Source organism: Aeromonas sanarellii (assembly GCF_000820085.1).
In the GTDB taxonomy this organism is placed as follows: domain Bacteria; phylum Pseudomonadota; class Gammaproteobacteria; order Enterobacterales; family Aeromonadaceae; genus Aeromonas; species Aeromonas sanarellii.
On sequence record NZ_CDBN01000055.1, the window covers coordinates 1 to 26,860 of the forward strand.

Below are 26,860 nucleotides of genomic sequence, written 5' to 3' on the forward strand. Positions count from 1 at the left end.
CTGAATTAACTGCTGCAACTTAAAAGTTGCTTTGGTCACTTCATCAGACATTGAAAATCAAAAATTGTTTTTGATGCTCGATGCTGTGAGTGCCCACACAGATTGCTTGATTCAAATTGTTAAAGAGCGACGCAGCTTTTGGCTGCTGCGGGAGTGGCATTCTACTCAACCGCCTTCTCGAGTCAAGCCTTATTTTCACAGGCTTTTCGAGGTTATCGACGTGGTTTTCTGCGTTGCCGCTTGCCCTGTCGATGGAGGCGCATTATAGAGACATTGATCACATTGGCAAGCCCTCACCGCACTAAAATTGCAAAAAAAAGCCAATTCTTAGTTATTCATATCAAGGCACAGCTTTTATACAACCTTATCCACAGAGCACACCCAAAGAGGGCTTCATTCTGCGCTCTATTACCTCCTGCCCCTCTCTGACCGCCTCCTGTTCGAAGTGCTGCTGACGATATCAATCCGTATATAAAGGAAGAGAATCGCAAAGTGACGCTCAGACCAGTCCTGCATCAGCAACCCAGGCAGCGATCAGCTCGGCTGCCGCCAGGGAGCGGCAACCCGAGACATTCTGCCCGGCCCAGAGTGGCGAGAAGCCGCTGTCACCCGCCTTTTCGGCTGCGGCTCGCAGCGGGGCCAGTGCACCGCTGGCATGGGGAAACTCCGGAACCAGGGTCGAAAACGGCCCCAGCTCCTGCATCAGGCGATTGACGATACCCCGCGCCGGGCGACCGCTGAACAGGTTGGTCAGGGCGGTATGATGGCAGCCCTCGTTGCGGATAGCCGACCGATGCAGAGCCGAGGTGGTAGCCTCGTGACAGCAGAGAAACGCCGTACCCATTTGCACGGCGCTGGCCCCCAGCACCAGCGCGGCCCGGATCCCCTTGCCGTCGACTATGCCCCCCGCCGCGATGACAGGGAGATCCACCGCCGCCACTACCTGGGGCAGCAGGGTAAAGGTACCCTGCTGCAGACTGAGATCTTCGGCGAGGAAGTGACCGCGATGGCCACCCGCCTCCAGCCCCTGGGCGATGACGGCATCGGCACCGTGGTCAGCAAGCCACTGCGCTTCCGCCACCGTGGTGGCGCTGGCAAGCACTTTGGCGCCTGTGGCTTTTACCTGGGCAAGCAACTCGGGCTCGGGCAAGCCGAAGTGGAAACTGACCACGGCAGGTCTGAACTCTGCAAGCAGGGCCGCATGCTCGTCATTGAAGGGGGCCCGAGCGGGAGCGCGCGACGGCGCAGCGGCATCCACCCCGAACTCGGTGTAATAGGGTGACAGCACCTGGCGCCAGCGCTGCGCTGCTGCCGGTTCCAGTTCGTGCTGCCGATGGCAAAAGAAGTTGATGTTGAATGGCCCTGGCCCGCTGGCGGCGAGGCGGCTCAGCTCCTGGCGAAGCTCGGCACCACTCAGCATGGCGGCAGGCAGGGATCCCAGAGCCCCGGCTCTGGTCGCCGCCATCGCCAGGGTACTGTTCTGCACACCCGCCATGGGCGCCTGAATGATGGGGTAGCACAGCCCCAGTTCGGCAAACAGCGTCATGATGTCGCCTCTTGCCGCTCGGAAGCGATGCCACCGACCTGGCTGCGCGCCAGCGCAATGGCCCCGTCGATGGCTCCGCGGGCCTGGGGACTGTTCTGCCAGCAGGTCGAACCCAACATGCTGGCGACCAGTTTCACGATATGAGTCGTGTCGGCGTCGGCCAATGCCGACAGATTATGGTAGCCAAGCTGTTCGAGCCGCCCGATGACGGTGGGCCCCACGCCTTTCACGGCGAGCAGCAGTGCCCGCTCCTCGCCCGAAAATCCTTCGTTGCCTTTCATCCATCAGACTCCTTGCCACATGGTTCATTGCACATCAGGCCCGCGAGGGGCCTGACAGGGATCACCGGGTTCAACGCACGCTGCGCAGCAGGAAGTCCGGCTGACCACAGGAGCGGCGCTCCCGCTTTTGCATCTCGTCGGAGCAGGGGACGGCATCCGTCCCCTGCTTGTTGATGCAGACATAGATCTCCCGCAGGAATCGCCCCCCATCGGCGCAGGCCACCGTGATGTTATCGGGGGCCAGCCAGTCGTTGGCGCTAGCCAGATCGGCCTTGAGCTGGAAGCTGCTCTTGCGTAGCGGCTCTTCCGGCGATTGATAGGCGGCCGGGATCCGTACCTTCTGGCGCAGATCGCTGGCCAGTTGATGGAATGCCTCCTGGCTCAGTCCGGAACAGGTGCCGTGCTTCTCCCATTCGTGGCGATAGAGGAAGCGGCTGGGGTAGAGCCCGGCAAACTGCTGCTCCATGGCAGGATCCAGCCCCTCGCTTGTGCAGTCGCTGGGGTAGCCACGTTGATACTGGGGCCAGAGGCCGTGCAGCACGAACCCCAGCTTGCGGGCGCACTGCTCCCGATCCGCCGGCTTGATGGCGCAGTGCTCCGGCGACCAGGAGAGCGCCATGGCGTAATAGTCAAACTCCCCCGCACGGCCCTTGCCCTGTGCGGCGGAGATCCACAACAGCGACCCCACCAGCCATACCATGACCTGCTTCATCTCTCGATCCTCCTCATTTCTTTGAACCCGGCGGCGCCCCATTTCGCGCCCTCATGCTCCCATAACAGGGAGTCAAAGAACAACCATGAGCAATGCCCCTATGAAAGATGGGCCAGACCAGTAAAAGGTTTCCCCTGCCGGATCAGAGGCGTAAGCTGGCTCTCCGGCGGGCCTTTCATGACGCGCCACTTTTCCCCGATTTCATCAGCAACAGGACGTAACATGATCCGCAAGAATCCCTCAGGTCACCTGCCCGTTATCGACGAATCCGCCTATATCGACAAGACCGCCATCATCTGTGGCAAGGTGATCATCAAGGAGAACGTGTTTGTCGGCCCCTATGCCGTGATCCGCGCAGACGAAGTGGACGAGAGCGGCGACATGGAACCCATCGTCATCGGCGCCAACTCCAATATTCAGGATGGCGTCGTCATCCACTCCAAATCCGGCGCCGCCGTCACCATCGGCGAGTACAGCTCCATCGCCCACCGCAGCATCGTCCACGGACCGTGCGAGGTGGGGAACCGGGTCTTCATCGGCTTCAACAGCGTGCTGTTCAACTGCCACATCGGCGAAGGATCCGTGGTGCGCCACAACTCCGTGGTCGATGGCTGCGATATTCCCCCCGGCTTCTATGTCCCCTCCACCACCCGCATCAACCAGCAGAGCGATCTGGCGCAGATCCCGCGCGTCNNGGCGCCCGTTGTCACAACTGTAAAGGGGGCGAAAAGAGGGTGTAAAGGTGGTTGAGCCGGGCGCACGCGTCGCGTTTGATGGGGGCGTTCCCATCAATGGAGTCATCATCATGTCACGCTACCCCATCGCCCTTGCCCTCCTGCTGGGCACCACGCTCCTTCATGCCGGCGAGATGCCGCCCCCGATGGGCGCCCGCCAGGGAGGCCCCATGGCACAACCCCCCTCCGTGCTCTATCACGCCAGCAAGCAGGGTGCGGATCCCCAGGCCCTGGCACAGGCACTGTCCAAAAACATTGATGCCGCCAAGCCGGATACCCGCTACGAGGTCATGGTCAGCGTGCGCGAACTGCCGCCCCAGCCACTCAAACCCCAGCCCGCCGGTGCGCCGCTCAAGGGGCAGTGAGATGAGTCTGCGCCTCCCCTCACTCTGGCTGCTTGCCATGGCCATCGCCCTGCCCGCCATGGCGGGTAACATGGGCAGGCCGGGCGGGTGGGAGAGCCCTGCCCCGCAGTACGGCCATGGGGCTGGCCCCGGCTTCGGCCACCGCGTCGACAGGCTGCCGGGAGGGGTGGAAACCTTGTTGCTGGCGGGGCTCACCTACTATGTGCTCGACGGCATCTTCTACCGTCGGCAGGAGAACCACTACGTGGTGGTTGCTCCACCCCCTCAGGTCTTGGTCACAGCGGAGTCGGGCCTGGTCCCCCTGGATCTGGATGGCCGCCGCTATTACGTCAGGGAGGGTCACTACTACCTGCGGGAAATAGACGGGCGCTACACCGAGGTGCCGCCACCGGCGGCGCTGCGCTGAATCGCACGGTGGAACAGATACGAGCAGGGGGCCTTGGCCCCCTCTTTCATTACAGGGGTGTTCACCCCACTCCAGCCCGAGCCGCGTACCTCAGGACGGCTCATGCAGGGGCAGCGTCATGGTCACCCTCAGCCCCCCCTGTGCGCGATTGCGCGCCTGGATGGTGCCGCCCTGCAGGGTCACCGCCTTGCGGGCGATGGCGAGCCCGAGCCCGTAGCCCTTGCCCATGCGGGGTGAGCCGATGCGCACGAAGGGATCGAAGATCCCCGCCAGCTTGCCCTCCTCCACCCCGGGCCCCCGATCGGCGATGGAGAGCTGCACCTCCTGGCCCAGACGAATCAGGCTGACGTTCACCTTCTGCCCCGACTGCGAGAAGCGCAGGGCGTTGCGCACCACGTTCTCCACGGCGCGGCGCACCAGCTCGGCATGCCCCAGCAGGAGGCAACCCTCCCCCAGCGCCTGCTCGAGTTCGATCTCGACCCCGGATTGCTGGGCCTCGAACCTGGCATCCTGGACGACGGTCTCCACCAGCGCCAGCAGGTCGTAGTGGCTCTGCGCCAGCCCGTGGCCCTGCTCGGCACGGGAGAGGGTCAGCAGCTCCCCTATCATCCTGTCCATCCGCTCCGTCTCGAGCCGGATCCGCGCCAGGGCGTCGCTCGCCTTCTCCGGGCGCTGCTCCGCCAGGCCGATGGCCATCTGGATGCGGGCCAGGGGGGATCGCAGCTCGTGGGAGACGTCGTGAAGCAGCTGCTCGCGCCCCTCGACCAGCTGCTGCAACCGTTCCACCATGAGATCGAACTCCTTCGCCACCTCCGTCAGCTCGTCCCGGCGCCAGCGCAGGGCGGGCCACAGCCTGACCCCCAGATCCCCCCTGGCTACCCGATCGAAGCTGCGCCGCAGGGCGTTCATGGGCCGGGTCAGATGCCAGGCGAACAGAATGCTGAACAAGAGTCCCCCCAGGCCGCCAATCCAGAGCATGGGCGGGGGAATGTTGAGCCAGGAGTGGGGGCCGGGCGCTGGCCCGCCGGGGAGGACGCGCGAGTCCACTCTGGTCTGCAGCAGATAGGCCTGCCCGTCGCTGGCGATCACGGTGCGTGTCAGCACGGTGCCCGGGCCCGGCTCCCCGGGGACAGGCGGCCTGGATGCCTGGGGCGCTGGCCGGGGGGGCGCATCGGAGACATCGAGGGGGGTTATCTGCAGCAACGGCGGCGACATGGCCTGGCTCAATGCCGTCGCGGCCTCGATTCCCCCCTGCGCCAACACGGCTGCCGCCATCTCCAAATGCTGACTCGCCAACTGCTGGGCCAGGTGCTTTTCCGGGGGTTCACGCTCGGCACGAAAACCGAGCCAGAGCAGTTGGCTGACCAGCACTATGGCCAGCCAGAACCCCAGCAGTATCTTCCAGAACAAACGTCCCTTGAGGATCACCGTATCTTGTACCCTATGCTGCGCACCGTCTCTATGGTGACGGCCTCCCCCGCCTTCTGCTGCAGTTTCTGCCTCAGGTTGCAGATGTGCACATCGACGCTGCGATCATAGGCCTCCCGCGGGCGCCCTACCCCTTGCAGGGAGAGGGTGTCCTTGGTGACCACCTGCTCCGGTGCTCGCACCATCAACACCAGCATGTTGAACTCGGTGGCGGTCAGCTCCAGCGGCTCCCCCTGCCAGAGACAGACCCGGTTGGCCGGGGTGACCGTCAGATCCCCCAGGATGAGGGCATCCGGCGAGGGGGGTGCGCTCCCCCCCTCGTTGACCCGCCGCAGGACGGCCCGCAGCCGGGCCACCAGCTCCCTGGGATAGCAGGGTTTGGGCACATAGTCATCGGCCCCCATCTCCAGTCCCACCACTCGATCCACGTTGTCCCCCTTGGCGGTCAGCATGATGATCGGCAGGCGGCTGCGCTGGCGCACCTGGCGCAGCACCTCGGTGCCGCTCAAGTCGGGCAGCATCACATCCAGCAGCAGGGCGCTGTAACGGCCGGAGAGGGCATGGTGCACACCTTCCCCTCCGGTCAGCACCTGGGTGGTGTCAAACCCCTCTCCCCCCAGGTATTCACTCAACATGGCGCCCAGTTCGGCATCGTCATCCACCAGCAGGATCTTCATATGCGGTCTCCCTTGTCGGCGGCCATTTTCGCCCCTTGCCACGCCCTTGGCAGCCATTTTTACGAAACCCTTACGCTTGGCGCAAAGAGCCTTAACCCGGCTCTGGGGTAGAGTGCCGCCGTGATCGTCATTCAGGATACAGGTTGTCATGCCCAAGCTCTCCCCTCGTCTGTTCTGGCTGCTGCCCCTGTGCGCCCTCGCCCTGTTGCTGGCCTGGCGCCCTCAGGCCAAGGCCCCCGCCAGCGACTACATCACCGCCACCGCAAAGACCCGGGATCTGGAGCAGCTCATCATGGCGGACGGCACCCTGAAGGCGCGCAAGCAGGTGAGCGTGGGTGCCCAGGTGTCGGGCCAGATCAAGCGGCTGCACGTAACCCTGGGTCAGGCAGTCAAACAGGGGGAGCTGCTGGCCGAGATCGACGATCTGCCCCAGCAGAACGCCCTCAAGGATGCCCTGGCCCAGCGCGACAACCTCCAGGCCCAGCTGGATTCCAAAGAGGCCACCCTTCGCAATGCCCGCCTGGCGTACCAGCGCCAGCAACAGATAGTCGCTAGAGGCCTTGGCAGCACGGCCGACCATGACAGCGCCAGGGCGACCCTGGACGAGACCCTGGCCGATATCCGGGCCCTCCAGGCCCAGCGTGTGCAAGCCGGGATCGCGGTGGACACCGCCCGGGTCAACCTGGGGTATACCCGGATCCTGGCCCCCCTCTCCGGCACCGTGGTGGCCGTGCCGGTGGAGGAGGGGCAGACCCTCAACGCCAGCCAGAGCACCCCCACCCTGCTCAAGATCGCCCAGCTCGATACCATGACGGTGGAGGCCAAAATCTCCGAGGCCGACGTCATCAACACCCGGGTCGGCATGCCGGTCTATTTCACCATTCTTGGCAACAGCCAGCGCCGCTTCGAGGGATCCCTGCGGGCCATCGAGCCCGCCCCCGACACCATCAACGACGACACGACCACCAGCAGCAGCGACAGCAGCGCCATCTATTATCACGGCCTGTTCGAGGTGCCCAACCAGGACGGCCAGCTCAGGATCAGCATGACGGCACAGGTCTATCTGGTGGTCGCCCGGCTCAAGGATGCGCTGGTGATCCCGGCCATCGCCCTGCAGGGGGATCAGGTCAGGGTGGTCGACGACGGAGGCAGGATCAGCCTGCGCCGGGTCAAGGTCGGCCTGAACAACAAGGTGGATGCCCAGATCCTGTCGGGCCTGAGCACCGGTGAGCGGGTGATCGTCAGCGAAGTGAGCGCGGGCCAGAGCGACGCCGCCGGGGGCATGCCGCCCCCCATGGGGATGTGACCATGGGCGCCTTGTTGCAGCTGCGGGGCATCCGCCGCCACTTCAAAGAGGGGGAGCGCACCGTCACCGTGCTCGACGGCATCGATCTTGCGGTCGCCCGTGGGGAGATGGTGGCCATCGTCGGCGCTTCGGGCTCCGGCAAATCCACCCTGATGAACCTGCTGGGCTGCCTGGATCAGCCGAGCGAGGGGGCCTATCTGGTGGCCGGACGCGACACCGCCACCCTCAGCCGGGACGAGCTCGCCGCCCTGCGCCGGGAGCACTTCGGCTTCATCTTCCAGCGTTATCACCTGCTGGCGGATCTCGATGCCCGCACCAACGTGGAGGTCCCCGCCCTCTACGCCGGTCTGGATCCGGCCGAGCGACGCCAGCGGGCCGAGGCCCTGCTGACCCGCTTCGGCCTCGCCAGCCGGCTCAGCCACAAGCCGAGCCAGCTCTCCGGCGGCCAGCAGCAGCGGGTCAGCATCGCCCGGGCCCTCATCAACGGCGGCGAGGTGATCCTGGCCGACGAGCCGACCGGGGCCCTCGACAGCCAGAGCGGCGCCGAGGTGATGGCGAGCCTTCAGGCCCTGCATCGCCAGGGCCACACCCTGGTGATCGTCACCCACGACATGGACATCGCCCGCCACGCCGAGCGGATCATCGAACTGAAAGATGGCCGGGTGATCACCGATCGCCGCACGCGCGAACCACTGGCCCTTTCCCAGGCGACCCAGGCCGCCACCAAGACGTCCGCCAGGGGGAAAACCCCGCTGATGGCGGGGCTCGGCAATGCCCTGCAGATGGCCCTCAAGGCCATGGTCGCCCAGCGTCTGCGCACCTTTCTCACCATGCTCGGCATCATCATAGGTATCGCCTCGGTGGTGACCGTGGTGGCCCTCGGCCAGGGCTCCCGGGAGCGGGTGCTGGAGAACATCAACGCCATGGGCACCAGCACCCTGGAGGTGTTCCCCGGCCGCGGCTTCGGGGACATGCGCTCCGCTACCATAGAGACGTTGCGGATCGGGGACGCCGAGGCCATCGCCCGGCTGGACTACGTGCACAGCGTCACCCCCAGCCTCAGTACCAGCGCCACCCTGCGCCTTGGCAGCACCGCCGTCTCCGGCACCATCAACGGCGTCGGCGCCCAGTTCTTCCAGGTCAGGGGCTATCGTCTGGCCCAGGGCATGGGCTTCGATCGCCAGAGCGAGGAGAGCCTGGCCCAGGAGGTGGTGATCGACGAGCACACCCGGGACAAGCTGTTCGCCCCGGCCCAGTCCCCCCTGGGCCAGGTGATCCTGCTGGGGGATCTGCCCTGCCGGGTGATCGGGGTCGCCATCAAGAACCAGAGCGGCTTTGGCAGCGACGAGACCCTCAATGTCTGGATCCCCTACACCACCGCCATGAGCCGCATGCTAGGGCAGAGCCATCTGCGCAGCATCAGCGTGCGGGTGCGGGACGAGGTGAGCCTGGACGCAGCCCAGGACGGCATCAGCCGCCTGCTCACCCTGCGCCACGGCAGCCAGGACTTCTTCCTGCTCAACACCGACAGCATCCGCCAGACCATCAGCCAGACCAGCGCCACCCTGACCACGCTGATCGCCCTCATCGCGCTCATCTCCCTGATCGTCGGGGGCATAGGGGTGATGAACATCATGCTGGTCTCGGTCACCGAGCGCACCCGGGAGATAGGGGTGCGGATGGCGGTCGGCGCCCGGACCCGGGACATCCAGCAGCAGTTCCTGATTGAAGCCGTGCTGATCTGCCTGCTGGGAGGCGTGCTCGGCATCGCCCTCTCCCTGCTGCTGGGCCAGCTGTTCGACCACTTCAGCAGCGACGTCCGGATGAGCTACTCCCTTGCCGCCATGGGGGTGGCCTGCCTCTGCGCCAGCCTGATCGGGGTGATATTCGGCTTCGCCCCGGCCCGTCGGGCCGCCAGGCTGGATCCCATCCACGCACTGGAGCGCGAATAGCCCGCATTGACGCCGGGGTGATGCCACCCCGACACCGGATCGGGGGCCGATGCCCGGCCCCGCCACCAAGCCTGAACGCCCGCACTTCTTCCCAGACTGCGCGGGTTCTTTGACCGGGTCCTGTACCCGGTCTTTTTTGTCTCCCGCCCGCCACGCATACGACAGAGCCGCCCGAAGGCGGCTCTTTTCATCACGGGCCAGGCGGTTATCCCGGGCCATCAGGCGCCGATGATGCCACCATCGTCCCGGGTGATCCGCAGCACGGCGGAGCGGGGGATGGCGGTGCCGCCGTCCGGGAAGTGGGAGGGTGCCCCCTCCTCCCCCGGGTGCTGCACCCCGACGAACATGGTGCGCCAGTCAGGCGTGAAGGTGAGGCCCGTTATTTCGCAGGCCACGGGGCCGGTCAGGAAGCGGCGCACCTCGCCACTCGCGGGATCGGCGCACAGCATCTGGTTGTTGCCCATGCCGGCAAACTGCTTCTCGTTGGAATAGTCGCCGTCTGTCTGGATCCAGAGCCGCCCCGCCTCGTCGAAACCGATGCCGTCCGGGCTGTTGAACATGTTTTCCGCGTGGATGTTGGCACTGCCCGCCATCAGCCCCTCCTTGTGCACACCTGGGTTACCCGCCAGCAGGAAGAGATCCCACTCGAAGCTGTCGCTCCCGTGATCGTCCCCCATCGGACGCCAGCGGATGATCTGGCCATAGGGGTTCTCGGCCCTGGGGTTGGCGCCGTCCAGGGGCTGGTTCTCCTTGATGCCGCGGTTCTTGTTGTTGGTCAGGGTGCAGTAGACCTCTGCCCTGTGGGGATGCACGGCCACCCACTCGGGCCTGTCCATGGTGGTGGCACCGAGCCGGGTCGCCGCCTCCCGGGCGAAGATGAGCACCTCCCCCTGATCGGCGAAGCCGTTCTCCCGGGTCAGGCCGTGCTGGCCGTGTACCAGGGGCAGCCACTGGCCTGTGCCCCTGAGCTCCCCCTCCCTGGCCTCGAAGCGGGCCACATAGAGGGTGCCCTCGTCCAGCAGATCCCGGTTGGCGGGGTCATTGCCCGGCGCCACCTGGTTCTTGGAGACGAAGCGATAGATGTGCTCGCCCCGCTCGTCGTCGCCCAGGTAGACCACGGCGCGGCCATCCTGGTTGACGGTGAAGGCCGCATTCTCATGCTTGAAGCGGCCAAGGGCGGTGCGCTTCTTCGGGGTGGAGGCGGGATCCTGCGGATCGATTTCCACCACCCAGCCGAAGCGGTGCGGCTCCTGGGGATGCTTAGCGAGATCGAACCGCTCGTCAAATTTGTGCCAGCCAAAGCCTGCATCCTCGGCGGCCAGGCCGTAGCGGGCGGCGCGTTGGTCCAGCACCGGCTTGCCCGCACTGCCGAAGTAGCCGTTGAAGTTCTCCTCGCAGGTGAGGTAGGTGCCCCAGGGGGTCTGGCCGTTGGCGCAGTTGTTGAAAGTGCCAAGGGCGGTGCGCCCCTCGGGATCGGCCTGGGTCTTGAGCAGGGCATGGCCTGCCGCCGGGCCGCTCAGTGTCATGGGGGTGGTAGCGGTGATGCGGCGGTTGAGGGCCCCCTTGGGGTTGGCCTGCCACTTGCCATCGATGCGCGCCAGCTCCACCAGGGAGACCCCGTGGGCCGCCTGGGCCTTGGCGACCGCCTCGGCACTGAGGGTCTTGCCGCCATCCGCGAACAGATATTCGTAGTTGGTGTATTCGTTGTTGACGGCGAGCAGGGCGCGATCCGGGCCCAGGGGGAAGAAGCTCATGCCGTCGTTGTTGTCGCCAAACTGGCGGGCCTGGGCCTTGGCATCGTTGCGCTGGGCAAAGGCGGGGGCATCGGGGAAGAGAGCATCCCCCCAGGCGATCAGCACCTCGGCCCGGTAGCCGGGCGGCACCACTATGGTGTCGGCCACCGAGGCGGGCACGGCCTGGAAGCCGAGCAGCGGCCGGGTCGCGGCGGCCACGGCGCGGGCCACGGGGCTCGCGGCGAAGAAGGCCACCATGCTGGCGGCGCCCACTCCCTTCAGGAAACCACGGCGGCTCAGGCCGGCCTCGATGAGGCGGTTGAATTCCGGCTCCTGCTCCCGGGGATGATTGGCGCTGTCTCTCTCGTCAAAACGGCTCATCGGCTTTTCCTTGTTCTCTGTGCTGGCGTCATTGCGTAATCACTGCGTCCGGCCACAGCATGGGGGCACTTTATTAAACAAGGATGACAAGCGATGAGATAACCGCCTGGCCCGACAAGGCGCCACCGCCCAGGAGAAGGGGCGGTGGACACGAGTCCCACCACCCCGAAAGACGTATCGCCGACAGAAGGGGTGAACCCTAGCCGCGCTTCTTCAGACAGATCTGCCCGTTTGTACCGGATAGCACTCGCTGGCAGCCTCCCGCTAGCCGCACTTCTTCAGGCTGATATGCCAGTTGGCGCCGGATTGCACCTGGTGCTTGGCGGCGAAGCTGTCCATGTTCAGGGCCACCGACACCTGTAACAGGCTGTTGAGGTAGACCAGGGGCTGGCCTTGTGGCACATCGCCAAAGCTGCTGACGTAGGGGGCCTTGCCCTCGTATTTCAGCGCATCCCCTTCACTGATCCTGATGCAGGCGTTGTCCCCCTTGTGGATCCCCGCCTTGCCGAGCAGGACCTCGTCGATGTTGGTCCAGACGTTGCCGTACTGCACGTCGAGGATCGGGATGGTGCCCTTGAGGGTGCCATTCTGCTCGACCACAGCAGGCTGATAGGGGATGGTCACCACCTCGGCAGGCAGTTTGGGCCCCACCTGCTCGAAGCTGATGGCACCGGAGGCGAGGCGGGCGCCTGTGTAGGCGTAGACGTCGCGCCCGTGGAAGGTATAGGACTTCTCGGAGCCCTTGAGGCGGTTGGTCTTCTCGTCGATCTGGCGCACGGTGTCGATGCCGAAGTGCTCCGCCACCAGGGTCAGGGTGCCGTTGTCCGGGCTGACGATGTAGTGGCCGCTCCTGGTCTTGAGCACCACCGACTTGCGTTCGGTACCGACACCGGGGTCCACCACGCTGACGAAGACGGTGCCCTCGGGCCAGTATTGCAGGGTCTGATAGAGGCGGTAGGAGGCCTCCCAGATGTTGTAGGCCGGGATCTCGTGGGTCAGATCATGGAGCGGCAGGGTGCGGTCCACCCCGAAGGCGACCCCCTTCATGGCGGAGACGGCGCCATCCTTGAGACCGAAGTCGGTCTGGAACACCAGGGCCTCGTTGGCAAGGGCACTCGCCCCCACCAGAGAGAGGGCGAGCACGAGGGCGCGGGGGACGATACGAATATCCATGTCAGGGCTCCTATCAAGACGTTTGGACGTCCAGATTGCCACTCAAGGAGATCTTTGCAACCCCTGATGCCCGAATGGGGGGAAAAGACTCGCCAATCCGGCCCGCTCGGGTGTATCCATGGGCATCCGACGACAGGAGCGCACCACATGACAGTAGAGAAACGCGACACCATTTTGCTGAGCCTGGGGGAGACCCGGAGCCGGGTGCAGATCAGCGGGGCGGACGGCGTCAGCCAGACCTTTTCGCTGGCCCTGGGGCTGGATGCCCTGACCCCGGGTCCGTTTCGCCGGGACCCGCCGAGCGCCCTGGAGCTGGAGCAAGCCATCCCGGTAACGGAGGATCTGCTGACCCCCCTCGAGCTTGAGCAGGCCATCATGGTGGTGGAGGATGTGCTGATGCCCCTCGCGGCACGGATCCCGCCCCACCCCGTGCTGCACCTGCAAAGCCCGGTGCCCCTGGCCGAGGTGCTCGGCAACCGGGTGCAGAGCCGGGAGAACATAGAGCGGTTGTTCGGCCAGCTGGCCGCCATGGTGGAGGGGGATCCCCTCGCCTCCGCCCAGTTGCCGAGGGAGAGGCGCGTCGCCGCCGCCCTGCTGATCCTGCGGGAGTGGATGCACCACCTGGATGCAGGTAGCGTCGCCCTGGTTGACTGAGCCAGCCCGGCATGAAGGGTCAGCCGAGGCGCTGGCAGAGGTATTTCACTGCATCTGACCCTGCGGCCCCACCGGTCCGCCTTCTGCCCGTGCCGCTGTATCTGTTACCATGCCGGCCACTCTGATCGTTTCCGTCTCGGCCCCTGGCCGCGATAACCCCATACTGGTGCCCCTATGTCCAACGCCTCCTTTGCCGACCTGGCGCTCTCCCCCCGTTTGCAGCAGACCCTGAGCGAGCTCGGCTACGCCACGCCGACCCCGATCCAGGCCGCCGCCATCCCGGCCATCCTGGCAGGCCGCGATCTGCTGGCAGGGGCCCAGACCGGCACCGGCAAGACCGCCGCCTTCGTGCTGCCGCTGCTGGAGCAGTTGCTGCAACACCCGACGAGCGATGCCCCCCGCCCCATCCGCGCCCTGGTGCTGGTGCCGACCCGCGAGCTGGCGGTGCAGGTTTTTGATAGCGTCACTCGCTACGCCAGGGGCACCGACCTCACCAGCACGCTGGTCTACGGCGGGGTGAGCATCGCCGCACAGGTGGAGGCGCTGAACGCCGGGGTGGATATCCTCATCGCCACCCCGGGCCGCCTGCTCGATCACCTGCGCCAGGGGGCGCTCACGCTGGCCGAACTGCGTCATCTGGTGTTTGACGAGGCGGACAGGATGCTCGACATGGGCTTTATGGACGAGATCAAGGCGCTGCTGAAGCAAATCCCGGCGGATCGCCAGACCCTGCTGTTTTCGGCCACCTGCGACGACAACCTCTTTGCCCTCTGCAAGGTGCTGCTGCGCGACCCGGCGCTGGTGGAAGTGGCACCGCGCAACACCACGGCGGCCGAGGTGGAGCAGCGGGTCTATGCGGTGGACGGGGAGCGCAAGGTGGCACTGGTCCAACACATGCTGACCGTGAAGGGCTGGGCACCGGCGCTGATCTTCAGCCGCACTCGCCAGGGGGCCGACAAGCTGGCCCAGCAGCTTGGCAAGGGGGGCATCAATGCGCTGGCCTTCCACGGGGATCTGTCACAGAGCGCGCGGGAAAACGTGCTGCTGGCGTTTCGCGCCGGCACCTTGCAGGCGCTGGTGGCCACCGACGTGGCGGCTCGCGGCCTCGATATCAGCGATCTCAACCATGTGATCAATCTGGAGTTCCCCCATCAGCCCGAGGATTATGTCCACCGCATCGGGCGCACCGGCCGCGCCGGCAACAAGGGGCTCGCCATCACCCTGTTCAGCCCGGAAGACGCGCCGCTTCTAGAGAAGGTGGAGGCAGTGCTCGACACCCGTCTGCCCCAGCAGTGGTTCCCGGGCTTTGAACCGGATCTCACCCGCTTCGACCCCGAGCCGCGCCGCGCCAGCAAGGGCGCCCAGAAGCAGAAGGCCAGAAAGCAGGCCCTCGCGGGCAACAAGGGCGGCAAGGGCCACAAGCCCTGACATGGAGGATCTTGCGGGGGAGCCCCAAAGCACGGGTGCTCCCCTTTTCCTCGCGCCGGCCCGGGGAGAAACCCTGGCGCCGCCGACCCCCCTCTCTTGCTCTCTCCCTCTTGTTCCCCTGACCAGACCGCCCCCGGGCAGAGCCTTGCCACACTCTGCTACAAAAGAGGTAGTGAAGGGGCACACTTTCGCCACAAAGCAGGCGTGAAATAAAGGCATGGCACAAGGAGGACATCATGAAACCCGCATCCCTCGTCTGGGCCCTGCCCCTGACCCTCATCCTGCTCTGGCTCTCTGGTCTCACCCAGTGGCCCACCAGCGTCTGGCCCTGGCGCCACGAGCTGCTTATCCTGACCGGTCTGCTTGGCCTTGGCGCCATGACCCTCTCCCTGCTGCTGGCCCTGCGCCTGCCCAGGCTCGAGGCCTGGTGCGGCGGGCTGGATCGCATGTTGCGCCTGCACCGCAGCAGCGCCCTCTGGGCCACCGGCACCCTGATAGCCCACTGGCTGCTGGTGGAAGCCCCCAAGTGGGCCGTCGCCGCCGACTGGCTGACCCGGCCGGCACGCCGTGGCGCTGGCGCAGGCGCAGGCGCAGGCGCAGGCAGCGATGCCCTGTGGCACGAACTCGGCAATACCCTGGGGGAATGGGGTTTCTATCTGCTGCTGGCCCTGGTAGCGGTGAGCCTGCTGGCGGTGGTGCGCTACGAGCGCTTCCGGGTGGTTCACCGGCTGGCCCCCGTCATCTATCTGATGGGCTGGCTGCACGGGCTCTGCCTGCTGCCGCGCATCGGCGTCCTGACCCCGGTCGGCCTGACCCTGCTTATCGGCGGCGGGCTGGGTGCCCTGGGGGCGCTCTACTCCCTGTTTGGCCGGGTGGGCCAAAACGAGCGCCACCAGGGGACGGTCAGCGCCCTCGCCCCCCTGGATGAGCGCACCCTGGAGATCCGGGTTGCCCTCACCGCGCCCCTGCACGGCTATCGTCCGGGACAGTTCGCCTTCTTCGACTTTGCCGGGCGCGGCGAGCCCCATCCCTACACCCTGGTGGATGTCTCGGCAGACTACCGCTCTCTGACCCTGGCGGTGCGCGCCCTTGGGGATCACACCCGCTGGCTGCACCAGCACCTCAAGGTGGGGGATGCCGTCATCGTGACCGGCCCCTATGGCGCCTTCGCCCTGCCAGACCCGGCCCCCGCGCTCTGGATGGGCGCCGGTATCGGCATCACCCCCTTCGTCGCCTGGCTGGAAGCCCTGGTGCGCCGTGGCGAGACACGCCCGGGCACCACCTTGCTGCAATGCGCCCCCACCGCCGAGGCCGCCCCCTATCACAGTCGGCTGGCCGAGCTGTGCCGCCGGGCCGGGGTCGACTACCGGCTGTATCTGGAGTCAGAGCGCGGCCGACTGGATCTCGCCGCCCTGGGTGAACGCCAGCACACCCCGGTGTGGTTCTGCGGCCCCGAGCCCATGGCCCAGACTCTGGATGCCCATCTGGCAGCCCCGCTGCACCGGGAGCTGTTCCGCTTCCGTTGACGGGCCAGACCGGCGCGTTCAGTCATTGGCCTGATATTAGGGAAACTGGGAGACGGGCGGGCACGGACCCCCTTGAGCGGGCCACGCCCCCGCCGCCCGCACGCTGCCGCCCCAGAAGCTCGCCACCAGTATCAAGGCCCCGGCCAGCCCGTATTTGATCCAGGATTTCATCGTCTTGCTCCCCTCTCGTTGGCCCTCGCCACTCTGTGGCAAGCGGGCCCATTTATCAGTGGGCAGAAGATAGAAGGGATATGTGAGGGGAAAATGAGGCTGTGTGAAGCCAGGGTGAAGTCGAGGGACGTCAGGAGAAATCAGCAGCGAGTCACGACAAAGATGGCGGTTGGCAATGCGGGGAATGGAGAGAGGTAAGGACTCGACATACGCAATCAACACCTGATGTAGGGACGATTAGCGCAGCGTAATCGTCCGCATACCACCGCGCACCGAGTCATGGCAAGACCGGCAGGAAACCCTGGAACCAACGGCCTCCGATTCGCGAGCGTCCGAATACGCTTCGCTATTCGAACATGCAGCCCTCTAAAGAGGACAAGGTTTAGCTTTTTTAAATTTACTATTAAGGCAGAAAAAATCAATCTAAATCTACTCTTAGGCAGACAATTTGAGCACTTATGGCCATGGAACTCCAAAGCAGGCTTATTTTCATTGACACGTCAGCATTCGAAAACAAAAACTTTCAATTTGACTCTCATAAATTGGATCAGCTCTGCGGTTTCTTGGAAAAAAGAAAATTACACTTACTGACAACCGAAGTAACAATTCAGGAGGTTAAAAAACACCTGAAAGAGAAAGCGAAAAAAGCAGCCAGCACCATAAAAAAGGCTCAGAAGGAGGCAATGATTCTCAGAAACACTCCAACTCTTGATTGTCATGGGATTTTTTCAGCCCTAAAAGAAAATGACATTAACAAGATTCTGATGGATGCATTTGATAAATTTTTAACGATTAGTAATGCTGAGATTGTCCCAATAAACATTGTTGATGCATCAATTGTTTTTGAAAACTACTTCAATAGTCTTCCACCTTTCTGTGGAGAAAACAAAAAGAATGAGTTTCCTGATGCATTTGCTTTAGAAGCTGTGCGCAAAGTAAGTGAGGAAAGAGAGCATCTACTTTATGTAATTAGTTGCGATGGAGATATGAAGGCATATGCAGAGCAATATGAAAATATTTTTCATCTAAAAACCGTAGATGAGCTAATTGACTTAGTTATAAGAAATGAAGCTGAATTAAGCGAACCGGTATCTTTTGCGGATAAGGTGTTCACTAGACTTGAATCCGAAATTATAAAAACCATTCACGCTAAACTTTCAGATATGGAGTTTTATCCGGACAGCAGCTATTACTTAGATGTCGATATCGAACGTATTATTGTTACCCAAGTAAGCGTAGTCGACAAAAACCTTATAGAAGTTAGCCCACATAGGGCGACCTACGAATTGGAAATTGAAATTTCGGTGAGTGCAGAATATTCAGCTGCAAATTATGAAAACTCTCCGTGGGATCCTGAAGACAGAGAATATGTTTTCATAGTCACCGACAGATTACATATTAATCACAAAGAGAAAACATTCGTCGATGTGAGCCTAAATTATGATGATGAGCTTATTGCTCGCGCCACAGTAGATGACATTGAATTTATTGATTCCCTAATATCTTTAGATATGGACGACGCCGAGATCACTCTTCAAGAGTCGTCTTATGATCCTGATGACTATGAAGAATAAAAAACCACCCGTATAACGGGTGGATTTTATCATTATCACCAGACCAATTCGGGATATTTACCCCAACGGCGGCGTGCGTGGCGGCACCATCCGCTTGCTGCCGGTGGACTCGAAGGCCGAGGCGAAGCGCAGCAGGTTGTTGTCGTCATAGGCGCGACCGGCGAAGGTCAGGCCCACCGGCATACCGATATCGGCCATGACCCCCATGGGGACGGTGACGGTCGGCACGCCGAGGTGGCGAATGGCGAGGTTGCCGTTGGCCACCCAGATGCCGTTGCTCCAGGCGATATCGGCGGAGGCCGGATTCACGTCCGCATCAGCCGGGCCCACGTCGGCCACGGTGGGGAACAGCACGGCGTCGAGCTTGAGCCCGTCCATCCAGTCCTCCAGATCCAGCTTGCGGGTCCGCTCCAGACCGCGCAGGCCGTCCGGTACCGAGGCAATCTCGTCAAAGCGTTTCAGGCCGCGCTTGGCCATGTTGACGTACTCGTCCATGCCCGCCGCCAGATCCCCCTCGCGGTTCGGCAAGGTGCCCGGATCATGGGGGAAAATCTGGGGGCCATCGACATCGGCCAATTGCTTAAGCTTGGGATCGCCGTTGGCACGCAGGAAGTCGTCGAACGCCCAGCCGGAGAGCTCCCACAGCTCGTCGTTGAGAAACTCCGGGCTCACGATGCCGCGATTGAACACGGTGGGCGCGCCGGGTCTGTCCCCTTCGCAGTTGGAGACCAGGGGGAAGTCCACTTCGATGACTTCCGCGCCCGCGGCTTCCAGTGCCTGACGGGCCTGCTCCCACAGAGCGATCACGGTCGGACGGGTATGGATGCGCTGACCTGTCGGACCGCCGATGCCGGGGTTGTCGCTGGTGCCCGCCAGTTCATCCTTGTTGATAAACATGCGCGGCACGCCGAGGCGCTTGCCCTTGAGGGCATCGGCCTTGGCAGCCAGATCCAGATAGGAAGCCGGACGCACCTCGGAGGCCTTGGGCAGCTGCACCCAGGGCTGCATCCGCCACAGGTCACCACGAGTCTCGGCATCGTCGGCGACGACCACATCCAGCACTTCCAGCAGATCGGCCATGGTGCGGGCGTAGGGCACGACGACGTCCATGGTCGGGGTCAGGGGCCAGTTGCCGCGCACCGAGATGACGCCACGTGATGGTGTGTAGGCACAGAGGCCGTTGTTGGAGGCCGGGCCACGGCCGCTCGACCAGGTCTCTTCGGCCAGACCAAAGGCGGCGAAGCTGGCGGCAGTGGCGGTACCGGCACCGTTGGAGGAGCCGGAGGCAAAGGGCGCGGTCAGATAGTCGGCGTTGTAGGGGCTCTCGGCGCGGCCATAGACGCCGCGCTGCATGCCGCCATTGGCCATGGGCGGCATATTGGTCTTGCCCAGGCAGATGGCCCCGGCGGCGCGCAGGCGCTCCACGGTAAAGGCATCGCGCTGGGCCACCAGATCCTTGAAGGCCGGGCTGCCGGAGGCGGCAGTCAGCCCCTTGACCAGGTAGCTGTCCTTGGCGGTGTAGGGGATGCCGTCGAGCGGCCCCAGGGTCTCGCCACGGGCACGGCGGGCGTCAGAATCTTGCGCCTCTTTCAGGGCATCTGGGTTGGGCACCACGACGGCGTTGAGGCGGGTTTGTGTCTCGGGGCCGTCATAGGCTTTGATCCGCGCCTGATAGGCCTCGACCAGTTCGACCGCTGTGGTGCGGCCCGATTCGAGCGCGGCACGCAGCTCGGCAATGGAAACCTCGGTCACTTCGATCATGGGGATCTCCTGTAAAAGGGTGACTGTTTGTCATGATGATCGCCGCATCGGCGCCTGCGACCATCACGTCATCAAGGGATAAAACCCCACGGCGTGGGGTTTTGAATACCAATCTCTGCTGGCTTGGAACAGGTTCTTACTTGCCGGAGGGGATCTGCTGAGTAATGCAGTGGATATTGCCACCGCCCAGCAGGATCTCCCGGGCCGGTACGCCGACGACCTTATGCTCCGGGAAGATCTCTTCCAGAATGCGCTGGGCTTCGCCGTCGGTGGCGGCATCCAGCAGCGGGTAGACGATGCGATCGTTGGTGATGAGGAAGTTCACGTAGGAACCCGCCAGACGACCTTCCGCCTCGCGCGGCACACCGGTGCCGCTCTCGACGCCGGCGGACTCTTCGAAGGTCGAGTAGAGCGGGCCCGGCTGGGGCAGCTTCCACACCTTCAGCTTGCGACCCTTGGCGTCGACCGCCGCTTCCAGCACCTTGAGGGCGGCCAGGGAGCGGGCGTACTGGGGATCGGTCTCGTCGTCGGTCCAGTGCAGGGCCACTTCACCCGGACGCACGAAGCAGCACATGTTGTCGATGTGGCCGTCGGTTTCGTCCATGTAGACGCCTTCGTCCAGCCAGATGAAGCTCTTCACACCCAGATAGTCGCGCAGGTGAGCCTCGATCTGATCCTTGCTCAGGTGCGGGTTGCGGTTCTCGTTGAGCAGGCACTCGGCGGTGGTCAGGCAGGTGCCTTCGCCATCCACGTGGATGGAGCCCCCTTCCAGAATGAGCGGCGCGGCGTAACGATCCATGCCGTGCTGCTCCAGCATCCGGGCCGCCACTTTCTCGTCCTGATCCCAGGGATAGTAGAGACCGCCCTTGTGGCCGCCCCAGGCGTTGAAGCCCCAGTCCACCCCGCGGCACTCGCCGGCGGCGTTGGTGACCACGGTGGGACCGGTGTCGCGGGCCCAGCAGTCATCGCTGGCCATCTCCACCAGGGTGACGTGGGCGGGCATGATGGCGCGAGCCTGCTCCATAAACTGGGCCGGCACCCCCATAAAGACCGGGGTGGCTTGCCCGATGGCATCGGCCACCTTGGCGAAGGTGGCTTGCGCGAAGCGACCGGCGACGCGCCAGTTGTCCGGGCGGAACGGCCAGATCATCCAGACGGCCTGCTGGTGCGCCCACTCGGCGGGCATGGTGAAGCCGTCGGCGGCCGGAATGGAGTTGATGGTCTTGATGCTCATCGCAAGGCTCCTTGCATGGATTGAGGCCCCCGGATTGATGCAGGAACCCTGGAAAAATAAGAGTGGGTCGCAGTGTAAGAAGTTGCGCGCCCATCCATCAAATGAATAGGATGGATTGTCCCATAAGCACGGCGAATAATCCTCCATGAAACTGCACCAGCTCGACCTCAATCTGCTGCTCGCCTTTGACGCCCTGATGACGCAAGGGAGCGTGACCCGCGCCGCCGAATCGCTCTTTATCAGCCAGCCCGCCATGAGCCACTCCCTCAACCGGCTGCGCACCTTTCTCGGCGACCCGCTGCTGGTGCGCACTCCCCAGGGGATGCTGCCGACCCCGCGCGCCCAGCGCCTGCACCTGGGGGTGCAGCAAGCGCTGCGGCTGCTGGAGCAGCAGCTGTCCGAGGAGGACGAGTTCGCGCCGAGCCAGTCGAAGCGCCGCTTCGTGCTCTGCACCACGGATTACGTGGAGTGCGTGCTGATCCCGCCGCTTATCCAGCGCCTCAGGACGCTCGCGCCCGGGGTCACCATCGAGATCCGCATCCTGCGCGACACCCTGCCGGAGGCGGAGCTGGCGAGCGGCGAAATCGACCTGGTGCTGGGGTTTGACGAGTACATGCAGGTGCCGGGGTATCTCGGCAAGGAGACCTGGCTCACCGAGCCCCTGGCCGGGCTGGTGCGCGCCACCCTGGAGCTGGAGGAGGAGCGCATCACCTTGTCGCAGCTTATCGAGATGCCCCATGTGTTCCACTCGCCGCTCGGCACCTCGGAGGCGAGCCTGGATCGCTATCTGAAGACGCTGGGATTCAGTCGCACCATCTCGGTCAACAGCCAGAGCTATATGTCCGCCGCCGCCATCGTCAGCCAGAGCGACCACCTGCTGGTGCTGCCCAGCATGGTGGCCGAGCTGCTGGCCAGCCACTGGCCGCTCAGGAGCCTGCCCCTGCCCGAAGACGTGCCGGACTACCACCTCAACTGCGTCTGGCACCCGGTGCATGCGCAGCAGCCGGCGTTGATCTGGTTGAAGGCGTTGATGAAGGAGCTGGTGAATCCGGGATAAGCGCTGCGTCTGGCAGCACCTCCCCCTCATCCCCAACCCTTCTCCCGCGAGGGGAGAAGGGAGCGGATCGGCGTTAAGTGGAAAACTGGGGGCAACCGACACGCCAAGACAAAAAAGGCTCAAGGCGCCAAGACTCCAAGACTCCCGCTCTTCGGCAATTTGGCCTATTTCGGGCCTCACTCTCAACGCTCCCCCGATCGGTTCCCTCTCCCTCCGGGAGAGGGCCAGGGTGAGGGAAAACGCTCACCGGGCCTCGCTGGCCACCGGCAGTTCGCCGAGGGCGATGGCGGCCTGCAGGCGGCGGTGATCCTCCCGGGTACGCTGGCCATAGGCCACCGCAAACTCGGCGATGGCCTCGTCCATCACGTCCGACTTGCCCAGGTAGCCGGCGATGCGGGCCGCGTCCCCCGACTTGGCGTGGGCCAGCGCCAGGGCCCAGCCGCAGAGCTGGCAGTATTCGACGAAGTGGCGGGGCCTGACCATGCCTGGGGTGATGTCGATGCCCCCCTTCATGTCCCGCAGCTGGCGCACGTAGAAGTGGCGTCCCCTGAGCTCGCACCAGCCGAGGAAGATGTCCGGCGAGCCCTGGATCAGGCGCTGGCCCCGCACCACCCGCCGCCCTTGGCTGCCGCTGTCATCTTCCGAGGTGAAGTAGGGCGCCAGCACCGAGGGCTGGGCCTCCTTGACCTGCAGGAAGAGGGGATCGTCGTCGTCGGCCCCCGTCAGCAGTATCACCCAGCAGCGGGTGCCCACGCTGCCCACCCCGACCACCTTGCGCACCACGTCCACGACCCGGTAGCGGCGCAGCAGGATCCGCCTGTCTTCCGGCAAGGAGGCCAGATAGGCCTCCAGCAGCTCCCCGAGCACCTCGTAGACAGGCTCCCCATCCTCGGTGTGGGTCTCGCGGATGACGAAGGGGTGGATCTCGCGGATCCTGTGCTGATCGTCCACCAGATCCGTCATCTTGCCGAGCACCTGCAGGTGATTGCGCCCCCTCGCCTTGGCGAAGGCGGCTTCGACACTGCGGTGGGCATCCTCGGAGAAGGCGTGGAGCACTGAGGCCTGATCGATGCGATCGTACCAGACGTGCATGAAGCCCATCTTGCCGTACTCCCGCAGCCGGGTGCGGTAGCCGGCCACCGTCATTCTGGCCGCCTCCCGCTGTCGGGCGGCGCTGGCCCCGAGAAAGTCGGCCGCCACCAGGGCGCTCGCGGCGAGCCGCTTGAGATCCCACTCCCAGGGCCCGATGTGGGTCTCATCGAAGTCGTTGATGGCCAGCACCAGGTTGCGCTCTGCGCTCGCATAGAGGCCTATGTTGGCCACGTGCATGTCGCCGCAGGCCTGCACCATGAGCCCGGTGCGCGGCGTGTCGACCAGATCCGCCGCCATGATGGCCGCCGCCCCGCGCAGAAAGGCGAACGGGGACTCCTGCATCCTGGCGTGGCGCACCGGTACCAGCCGCTGCACCCGGGTGGCGGCCTGGGCCTTGAGCACGGCGATGGGATCCCGCCCGTGCGAGGGATCCGGCAGCAGGCAATGGGATTCCCGGGGCACCCGATCGCGCAGTTGCTTGCCGGCGGCGAAGCGCTCTTCGATGGAGAGACGGGGGGCGGTGAAATGCATCAGCATCGCCTGGGACTTCGATGGTTTGGCCATATTCGCTTGCTCCTGACACTGTCCCATGAAGATGGAAGATGGGGCGGACGAGAGCAAGGCAGGACGGGGAAAAATCGGCCGAAGAAGGCCGTGCGAGAGGGGTCAGCGAAGGACGAGGGCCGCCATCAACTGGGTGACGACCCCCTCCAGCAGCATAGGGTCCGGGTGGCACTTGGCGAAGGTGATGAGCCCCTGGATATTGACCTGCAGGAAGGCGGTCAGGGTGGGGATGTCCCGCCCGGGCGCCAGCTCCCCCAGCGCCTTTGCCCGTTGCAGCTGCTGCGCGAGATCGCGCTCCAGTTCGCCATAGATGGCCTTGCAACGCAGGTGCAGCTCCTCGTCCTGCTCCGCCAGCTCCATCAGGGTGCGGGTCACCAGGCAGGCGCCCTGCAGCGCATCGTCCACCAGCCGAGTGAAGTAGGCATGCAGCCCGGCCAGGGGGCTCGCCTGCTCGAAGCAGCGCCGGCGCAGGGCGCACTTCTCCTCCACATAGTGATCCACCGCCGCCAGCAGCAGGCCGCGCTTGTTGCCAAACGCCGCGTAGAGGCTGCCCGGGTGCAGGCCGGTCGCCGCCACCAGCTCCTGCATGGTGGTCTTGGCATAGCCTCTGGCGCGAAACGCCTCCATGGCGCTTCGCAGGACAAGATCCCGATCAAATTCGGCTGTGCGCATGGGGTCTCCGTTGGCAAGGTGTCGTGGGGCGGGAAAACAGGGCGGCAAGTTTACCCCAGCCATTCCCTTCAATCCATGTTGAATGCTTGCTCAAAAAAGACTTGCACACAAACCAAAAAACGTCTTGAATGCCCGTTCAAGAATCATCCCCAAGGACAAACCCCATGGATACCCTGTTTCAACCCTATCGCCTGAACGACACCCTCACCCTGGCCAATCGCTTCATGATGGCCCCCCTGACCCGCTGCATGGCGGGCCCGGGCCTGGTGCCGACCGAGCAGATGGCCGCCTACTACGGCCGCCGCGCCGACATCGGCCTCATCATCTCCGAGGCTACCATCATCCGCCCGGACGGCCAGGGCTACCCGAACACCCCGGGGCTCTACAGCGCCGAGCAGGTGGAAGGCTGGAAGAAGGTGACCGCCGCCGTGCACGCCAGAGGCGGCAAGATCTTCGCCCAGCTGTGGCACGTGGGCCGCCTCTCCCACCCCTTCTTCCATCACGCCGAAGTGCTGGCCCCCTCCGCCGTCGCCCATGAGGGCACGGTGCCGCGCATGCGCGAGCTGGTCTATCAGGTGCCCCGCGCCCTGACCGAGAGCGAGATCGCCCAGCTGGTCGAGGATTACGCCCAGGCCGCCGCCAACGCCATCGAAGCGGGCTTCGACGGGGTGGAGATCCACGGCGCCAACGGCTACCTCATCGATCAGTTCCTGCACCACGCCAGCAACCTGCGCACCGACAACTACGGCGGCAGCCCCGAAAACATGAGCCGCTTCGCCCTGGAAGTGGTGGACGCCATCAATGCCCGCATCGGCGGGGATCGCACCGGCCTTCGCCTCTCCCCCGGCGCCTATGTGCACCTGGAAGGGGATGCCCGGGATCGCGCCGTGTTCGACCACCTGCTGGCCGAGCTGAACCAGCGCACCCTGGCCTATGTGCACCTCGGCATCTTCGATGACAGCCTCACCTTCGACTACCTGGACGGCCGCGCCTCCGACTACCTGCGTGCCCACTACGACGGCCATCTGGTCGGGGTCGGCAACTACAGCGCCGAGACCGCGGCCGAGGCCATCGAGGCCGATCGCTTCGACCTAGTCGCCATCGGTCGCCCCCTCATCGCCAACCCGGACTACCTCGCCAAGGTGAAGCAGGGAGAGGCACTGACCCCCTATGCCGACACCATGCTGGCCGAGCTGGTGTAAAACCGCGCAGCGCCCACCGAGCCGGCGGAGCGGGCATCAGCCGCCAGCCCCTGGCGATACAGGGGTCTGGCCGCCGCAGCCTGCCTTTTCCTGACCAAGGATGGAGTCCGCGCCCTGGCGCGGGTTTCCAATGTTTGGGCCCCTCTCCCGGGCCCTTTTTTCTGCCCGCTCACTCCCTTAATCCCGCAAAATGGTTGTCATCAACAACCAAAAAATGTTATTGGTTGCGTACGACAACCAAAACCCTCAGAAGGAAACTGAATCCATGGATCCCCGCCCCCTGCGCGCCCTGTCACGGGAACTGGTACGCGAACTCGGCATGCTCTCCCAGCAGTGTGGCTCCCTGGCCCTGAGCCCCCTGGAGGCCCACCTGCTCATCGAGCTGGAGAACGGCCCCGCCACCAACCAGCAGCTCGCCGAGCGCCTTCGCATCGACAAGTCCAACGCCAGCCGCCCCCTGGCCCGCCTCGCCGAGCGGGAGCTCATCGCCTGGCAGCCCCACCCCTCGGACGGGCGCAGCAAGGAGGCGAGCCTCACCGAACAGGGCAAGGGGCAACTTGAGGAGCTGCACCGGCAGATGGACGAGACCATGGCCGGGGCCCTGGCCCAGCTATCCCCCGCCGAGTGCGAGCGGATCTGGGAGGGGATGCGGCTCTATCGCAGCGCCCTCTCCCGGGCCCGCCGCCAGCAGGGCCATCGCATCCGTCCCATCACCCCGGCTGACAACCCCCATATCGCCGCCGTGGTGCGCGCCGTCTCCGCCGAGTACGGCCTCACCGCCGACAAGGGCTACGGGGTGGCGGATCCCAATCTCGACTTCCTCCACGAGACCTACCAGGGGGAGCGCAGCCGCTACTGGGTGATCGAGGGGCCGGACGGCGCCATTCTCGGCGGCGGCGGCATAGCGCCGCTGGCGGGAGATCCGGAGATCTGCGAGCTGCAGAAGATGTACTTCCTCCCCGCCCTGCGCGGGTTGGGGCTGGGACGGCGGCTGGTGCTGCAGGCCCTGGCCGAGGCGCGCACCCTGGGTTACCAACGCTGCTACCTGGAGACCACGGCCGTGCTGCGGGAAGCCACCGCGCTCTACGAATCCCTGGGCTTCGAGCACCTGCCGGGGCCGCTCGGCTGCACCGGCCACGACGCCTGCGAGATCTGCATGGTGCTTGAGCTGGAGTAGATCCCTATCCCCCCAACCCCTTGGCTTCCTGTCTTTTATTCACATCTGACGCCG

At 64.5% G+C, this 26,860-nt stretch carries 22 protein-coding genes and 2 pseudogenes; 12 read left to right on the top strand and 12 right to left on the bottom strand.

Annotation, left to right across the window (positions count from 1 at the left end; translation table 11 throughout):
- Window positions 1-499: 499 nt before the first annotated feature.
- The 3 genes from BN1132_RS11635 to BN1132_RS11645 form a co-directional block, all read right to left on the bottom strand.
- Entirely contained in the window at window positions 500-1,546 is a 1,047-nt protein-coding gene (locus BN1132_RS11635; protein ID WP_042077729.1) for an NAD(P)H-dependent flavin oxidoreductase, read from the bottom strand.
- Window positions 1,543-1,827 (bottom strand): Pathogenicity locus, encoded by a 285-nt coding sequence (locus BN1132_RS11640; RefSeq protein WP_042077730.1) that lies wholly within the window; start codon window positions 1,825-1,827, stop codon window positions 1,543-1,545. The genes BN1132_RS11635 and BN1132_RS11640 overlap by 4 nt, the downstream gene beginning before the upstream one ends.
- A 70-nt stretch (window positions 1,828-1,897) precedes the next feature.
- Window positions 1,898-2,539 carry a ribonuclease T2 family protein gene (locus BN1132_RS11645; RefSeq protein ID WP_042077732.1) on the bottom strand — a complete coding sequence of 214 codons (642 nt, stop codon included), beginning with the start codon at window positions 2,537-2,539 and terminating at the stop codon, window positions 1,898-1,900.
- Window positions 2,540-2,761: 222 nt separating this feature from the next.
- On the opposite strand from BN1132_RS11645, the pseudogene BN1132_RS11650 reads away from it, so the two are divergent.
- The 3 genes and pseudogenes from BN1132_RS11650 to BN1132_RS11660 all read left to right on the top strand — a co-directional run.
- A pseudogene (locus BN1132_RS11650) lies at window positions 2,762-3,232 on the top strand (LbetaH domain-containing protein); the annotation flags it as partial.
- A gap of 112 nt (window positions 3,233-3,344) precedes the next feature.
- Complete coding sequence (locus BN1132_RS11655) at window positions 3,345-3,638, top strand: hypothetical protein (protein ID WP_042077734.1); 294 nt, start codon at window positions 3,345-3,347, stop codon at window positions 3,636-3,638.
- Between the two features lies 1 nt (window position 3,639).
- Entirely contained in the window at window positions 3,640-4,044 is a 405-nt protein-coding gene (locus tag BN1132_RS11660; protein ID WP_042077735.1) for a DUF6515 family protein, read from the top strand.
- A 90-nt stretch (window positions 4,045-4,134) separates the two neighbouring features.
- Here the strand turns inward: BN1132_RS11660 and BN1132_RS11665 are convergent, their stop codons facing one another.
- Window positions 4,135-5,454 (bottom strand): HAMP domain-containing sensor histidine kinase, encoded by a 1,320-nt coding sequence (locus BN1132_RS11665; protein WP_244462934.1) that lies wholly within the window; start codon window positions 5,452-5,454, stop codon window positions 4,135-4,137.
- 14 nt (window positions 5,455-5,468) lie between these two features.
- Window positions 5,469-6,149 carry a response regulator transcription factor gene (locus tag BN1132_RS11670; protein ID WP_042077737.1) on the bottom strand — a complete coding sequence of 227 codons (681 nt, stop codon included), beginning with the start codon at window positions 6,147-6,149 and terminating at the stop codon, window positions 5,469-5,471.
- 148 nt (window positions 6,150-6,297) lie between these two features.
- On the opposite strand from BN1132_RS11670, the gene BN1132_RS11675 reads away from it, so the two are divergent.
- Entirely contained in the window at window positions 6,298-7,455 is a 1,158-nt protein-coding gene (locus BN1132_RS11675; RefSeq protein WP_042077739.1) for an efflux RND transporter periplasmic adaptor subunit, read from the top strand.
- A gap of 2 nt (window positions 7,456-7,457) precedes the next feature.
- Window positions 7,458-9,407 carry a MacB family efflux pump subunit gene (locus BN1132_RS11680; RefSeq protein WP_042077740.1) on the top strand — a complete coding sequence of 650 codons (1,950 nt, stop codon included), beginning with the start codon at window positions 7,458-7,460 and terminating at the stop codon, window positions 9,405-9,407.
- Between the two features lie 218 nt (window positions 9,408-9,625).
- On the opposite strand, the gene BN1132_RS11685 is transcribed toward BN1132_RS11680, so the two are convergent.
- Both BN1132_RS11685 and BN1132_RS11690 read right to left on the bottom strand, forming a co-directional pair.
- Entirely contained in the window at window positions 9,626-11,521 is a 1,896-nt protein-coding gene (locus BN1132_RS11685; RefSeq protein ID WP_042077741.1) for a PhoX family protein, read from the bottom strand.
- Between the two features lie 264 nt (window positions 11,522-11,785).
- A complete protein-coding gene (locus BN1132_RS11690) occupies window positions 11,786-12,694 on the bottom strand; it encodes an SAM hydrolase/SAM-dependent halogenase family protein (protein ID WP_042077742.1) in 909 nt (302 codons plus the stop codon).
- Between the two features lie 147 nt (window positions 12,695-12,841).
- Here BN1132_RS11690 and BN1132_RS11695 point away from each other — a divergent pair, with 147 nt between their 5' ends.
- The 3 genes from BN1132_RS11695 (at window position 12,842) to BN1132_RS11705 (ending at window position 16,302) form a co-directional block, all read left to right on the top strand.
- A complete protein-coding gene (locus tag BN1132_RS11695; protein WP_042077743.1) occupies window positions 12,842-13,348 on the top strand; it encodes a hypothetical protein in 507 nt (168 codons plus the stop codon).
- Between the two features lie 174 nt (window positions 13,349-13,522).
- A complete protein-coding gene (locus BN1132_RS11700) occupies window positions 13,523-14,776 on the top strand; it encodes a DEAD/DEAH box helicase (RefSeq protein ID WP_042077745.1) in 1,254 nt (417 codons plus the stop codon).
- 236 nt (window positions 14,777-15,012) lie between these two features.
- Entirely contained in the window at window positions 15,013-16,302 is a 1,290-nt protein-coding gene (locus tag BN1132_RS11705) for a ferredoxin reductase family protein (protein WP_042077747.1), read from the top strand.
- A 90-nt stretch (window positions 16,303-16,392) separates the two neighbouring features.
- On the opposite strand, the pseudogene BN1132_RS20515 reads toward BN1132_RS11705, so the two are convergent.
- A pseudogene (locus tag BN1132_RS20515) lies at window positions 16,393-16,473 on the bottom strand (subclass B2 metallo-beta-lactamase); the annotation flags it as partial.
- Window positions 16,474-16,931: 458 nt separating this feature from the next.
- Between BN1132_RS20515 and BN1132_RS11710 the strand changes: the two are divergent.
- On the top strand, window positions 16,932-18,047 hold the full coding sequence (locus tag BN1132_RS11710) for a PIN domain-containing protein (RefSeq protein ID WP_052447020.1): 1,116 nt from the start codon (window positions 16,932-16,934) through the stop codon (window positions 18,045-18,047).
- 57 nt (window positions 18,048-18,104) lie between these two features.
- On the opposite strand, the gene BN1132_RS11715 is transcribed toward BN1132_RS11710, so the two are convergent.
- Both BN1132_RS11715 and aguA read right to left on the bottom strand, forming a co-directional pair.
- A complete protein-coding gene (locus BN1132_RS11715; protein WP_042077748.1) occupies window positions 18,105-19,808 on the bottom strand; it encodes an amidase in 1,704 nt (567 codons plus the stop codon).
- Window positions 19,809-19,944: 136 nt separating this feature from the next.
- A complete protein-coding gene (gene aguA / locus BN1132_RS11720; protein WP_042077750.1) occupies window positions 19,945-21,042 on the bottom strand; it encodes an agmatine deiminase in 1,098 nt (365 codons plus the stop codon).
- Window positions 21,043-21,187: 145 nt separating this feature from the next.
- On the opposite strand from aguA, the gene BN1132_RS11725 reads away from it, so the two are divergent.
- Complete coding sequence (locus BN1132_RS11725; RefSeq protein ID WP_042077751.1) at window positions 21,188-22,099, top strand: LysR family transcriptional regulator; 912 nt, start codon at window positions 21,188-21,190, stop codon at window positions 22,097-22,099.
- Window positions 22,100-22,342: 243 nt separating this feature from the next.
- On the opposite strand, the gene BN1132_RS11730 is transcribed toward BN1132_RS11725, so the two are convergent.
- Window positions 22,343-23,755, bottom strand: coding sequence for a DUF2252 domain-containing protein (locus BN1132_RS11730; RefSeq protein ID WP_042077752.1), 1,413 nt, complete (start codon window positions 23,753-23,755; stop codon window positions 22,343-22,345).
- 102 nt (window positions 23,756-23,857) lie between these two features.
- On the bottom strand, window positions 23,858-24,427 hold the full coding sequence (locus tag BN1132_RS11735) for a TetR/AcrR family transcriptional regulator (protein ID WP_042077753.1): 570 nt from the start codon (window positions 24,425-24,427) through the stop codon (window positions 23,858-23,860).
- Window positions 24,428-24,591: 164 nt separating this feature from the next.
- Here BN1132_RS11735 and BN1132_RS11740 point away from each other — a divergent pair, with 164 nt between their 5' ends.
- Together BN1132_RS11740 and BN1132_RS19635 are read left to right on the top strand one after the other, a co-directional pair.
- The gene (locus BN1132_RS11740; RefSeq protein WP_042077755.1) at window positions 24,592-25,629 is read left to right on the top strand and encodes an alkene reductase; all 1,038 of its coding nucleotides are present in this window, start codon (window positions 24,592-24,594) and stop codon (window positions 25,627-25,629) included.
- A 265-nt stretch (window positions 25,630-25,894) separates the two neighbouring features.
- On the top strand, window positions 25,895-26,806 hold the full coding sequence (locus tag BN1132_RS19635; RefSeq protein ID WP_042077757.1) for a GNAT family N-acetyltransferase: 912 nt from the start codon (window positions 25,895-25,897) through the stop codon (window positions 26,804-26,806).
- The last annotated feature ends 54 nt before the right edge of the window (window positions 26,807-26,860 follow it).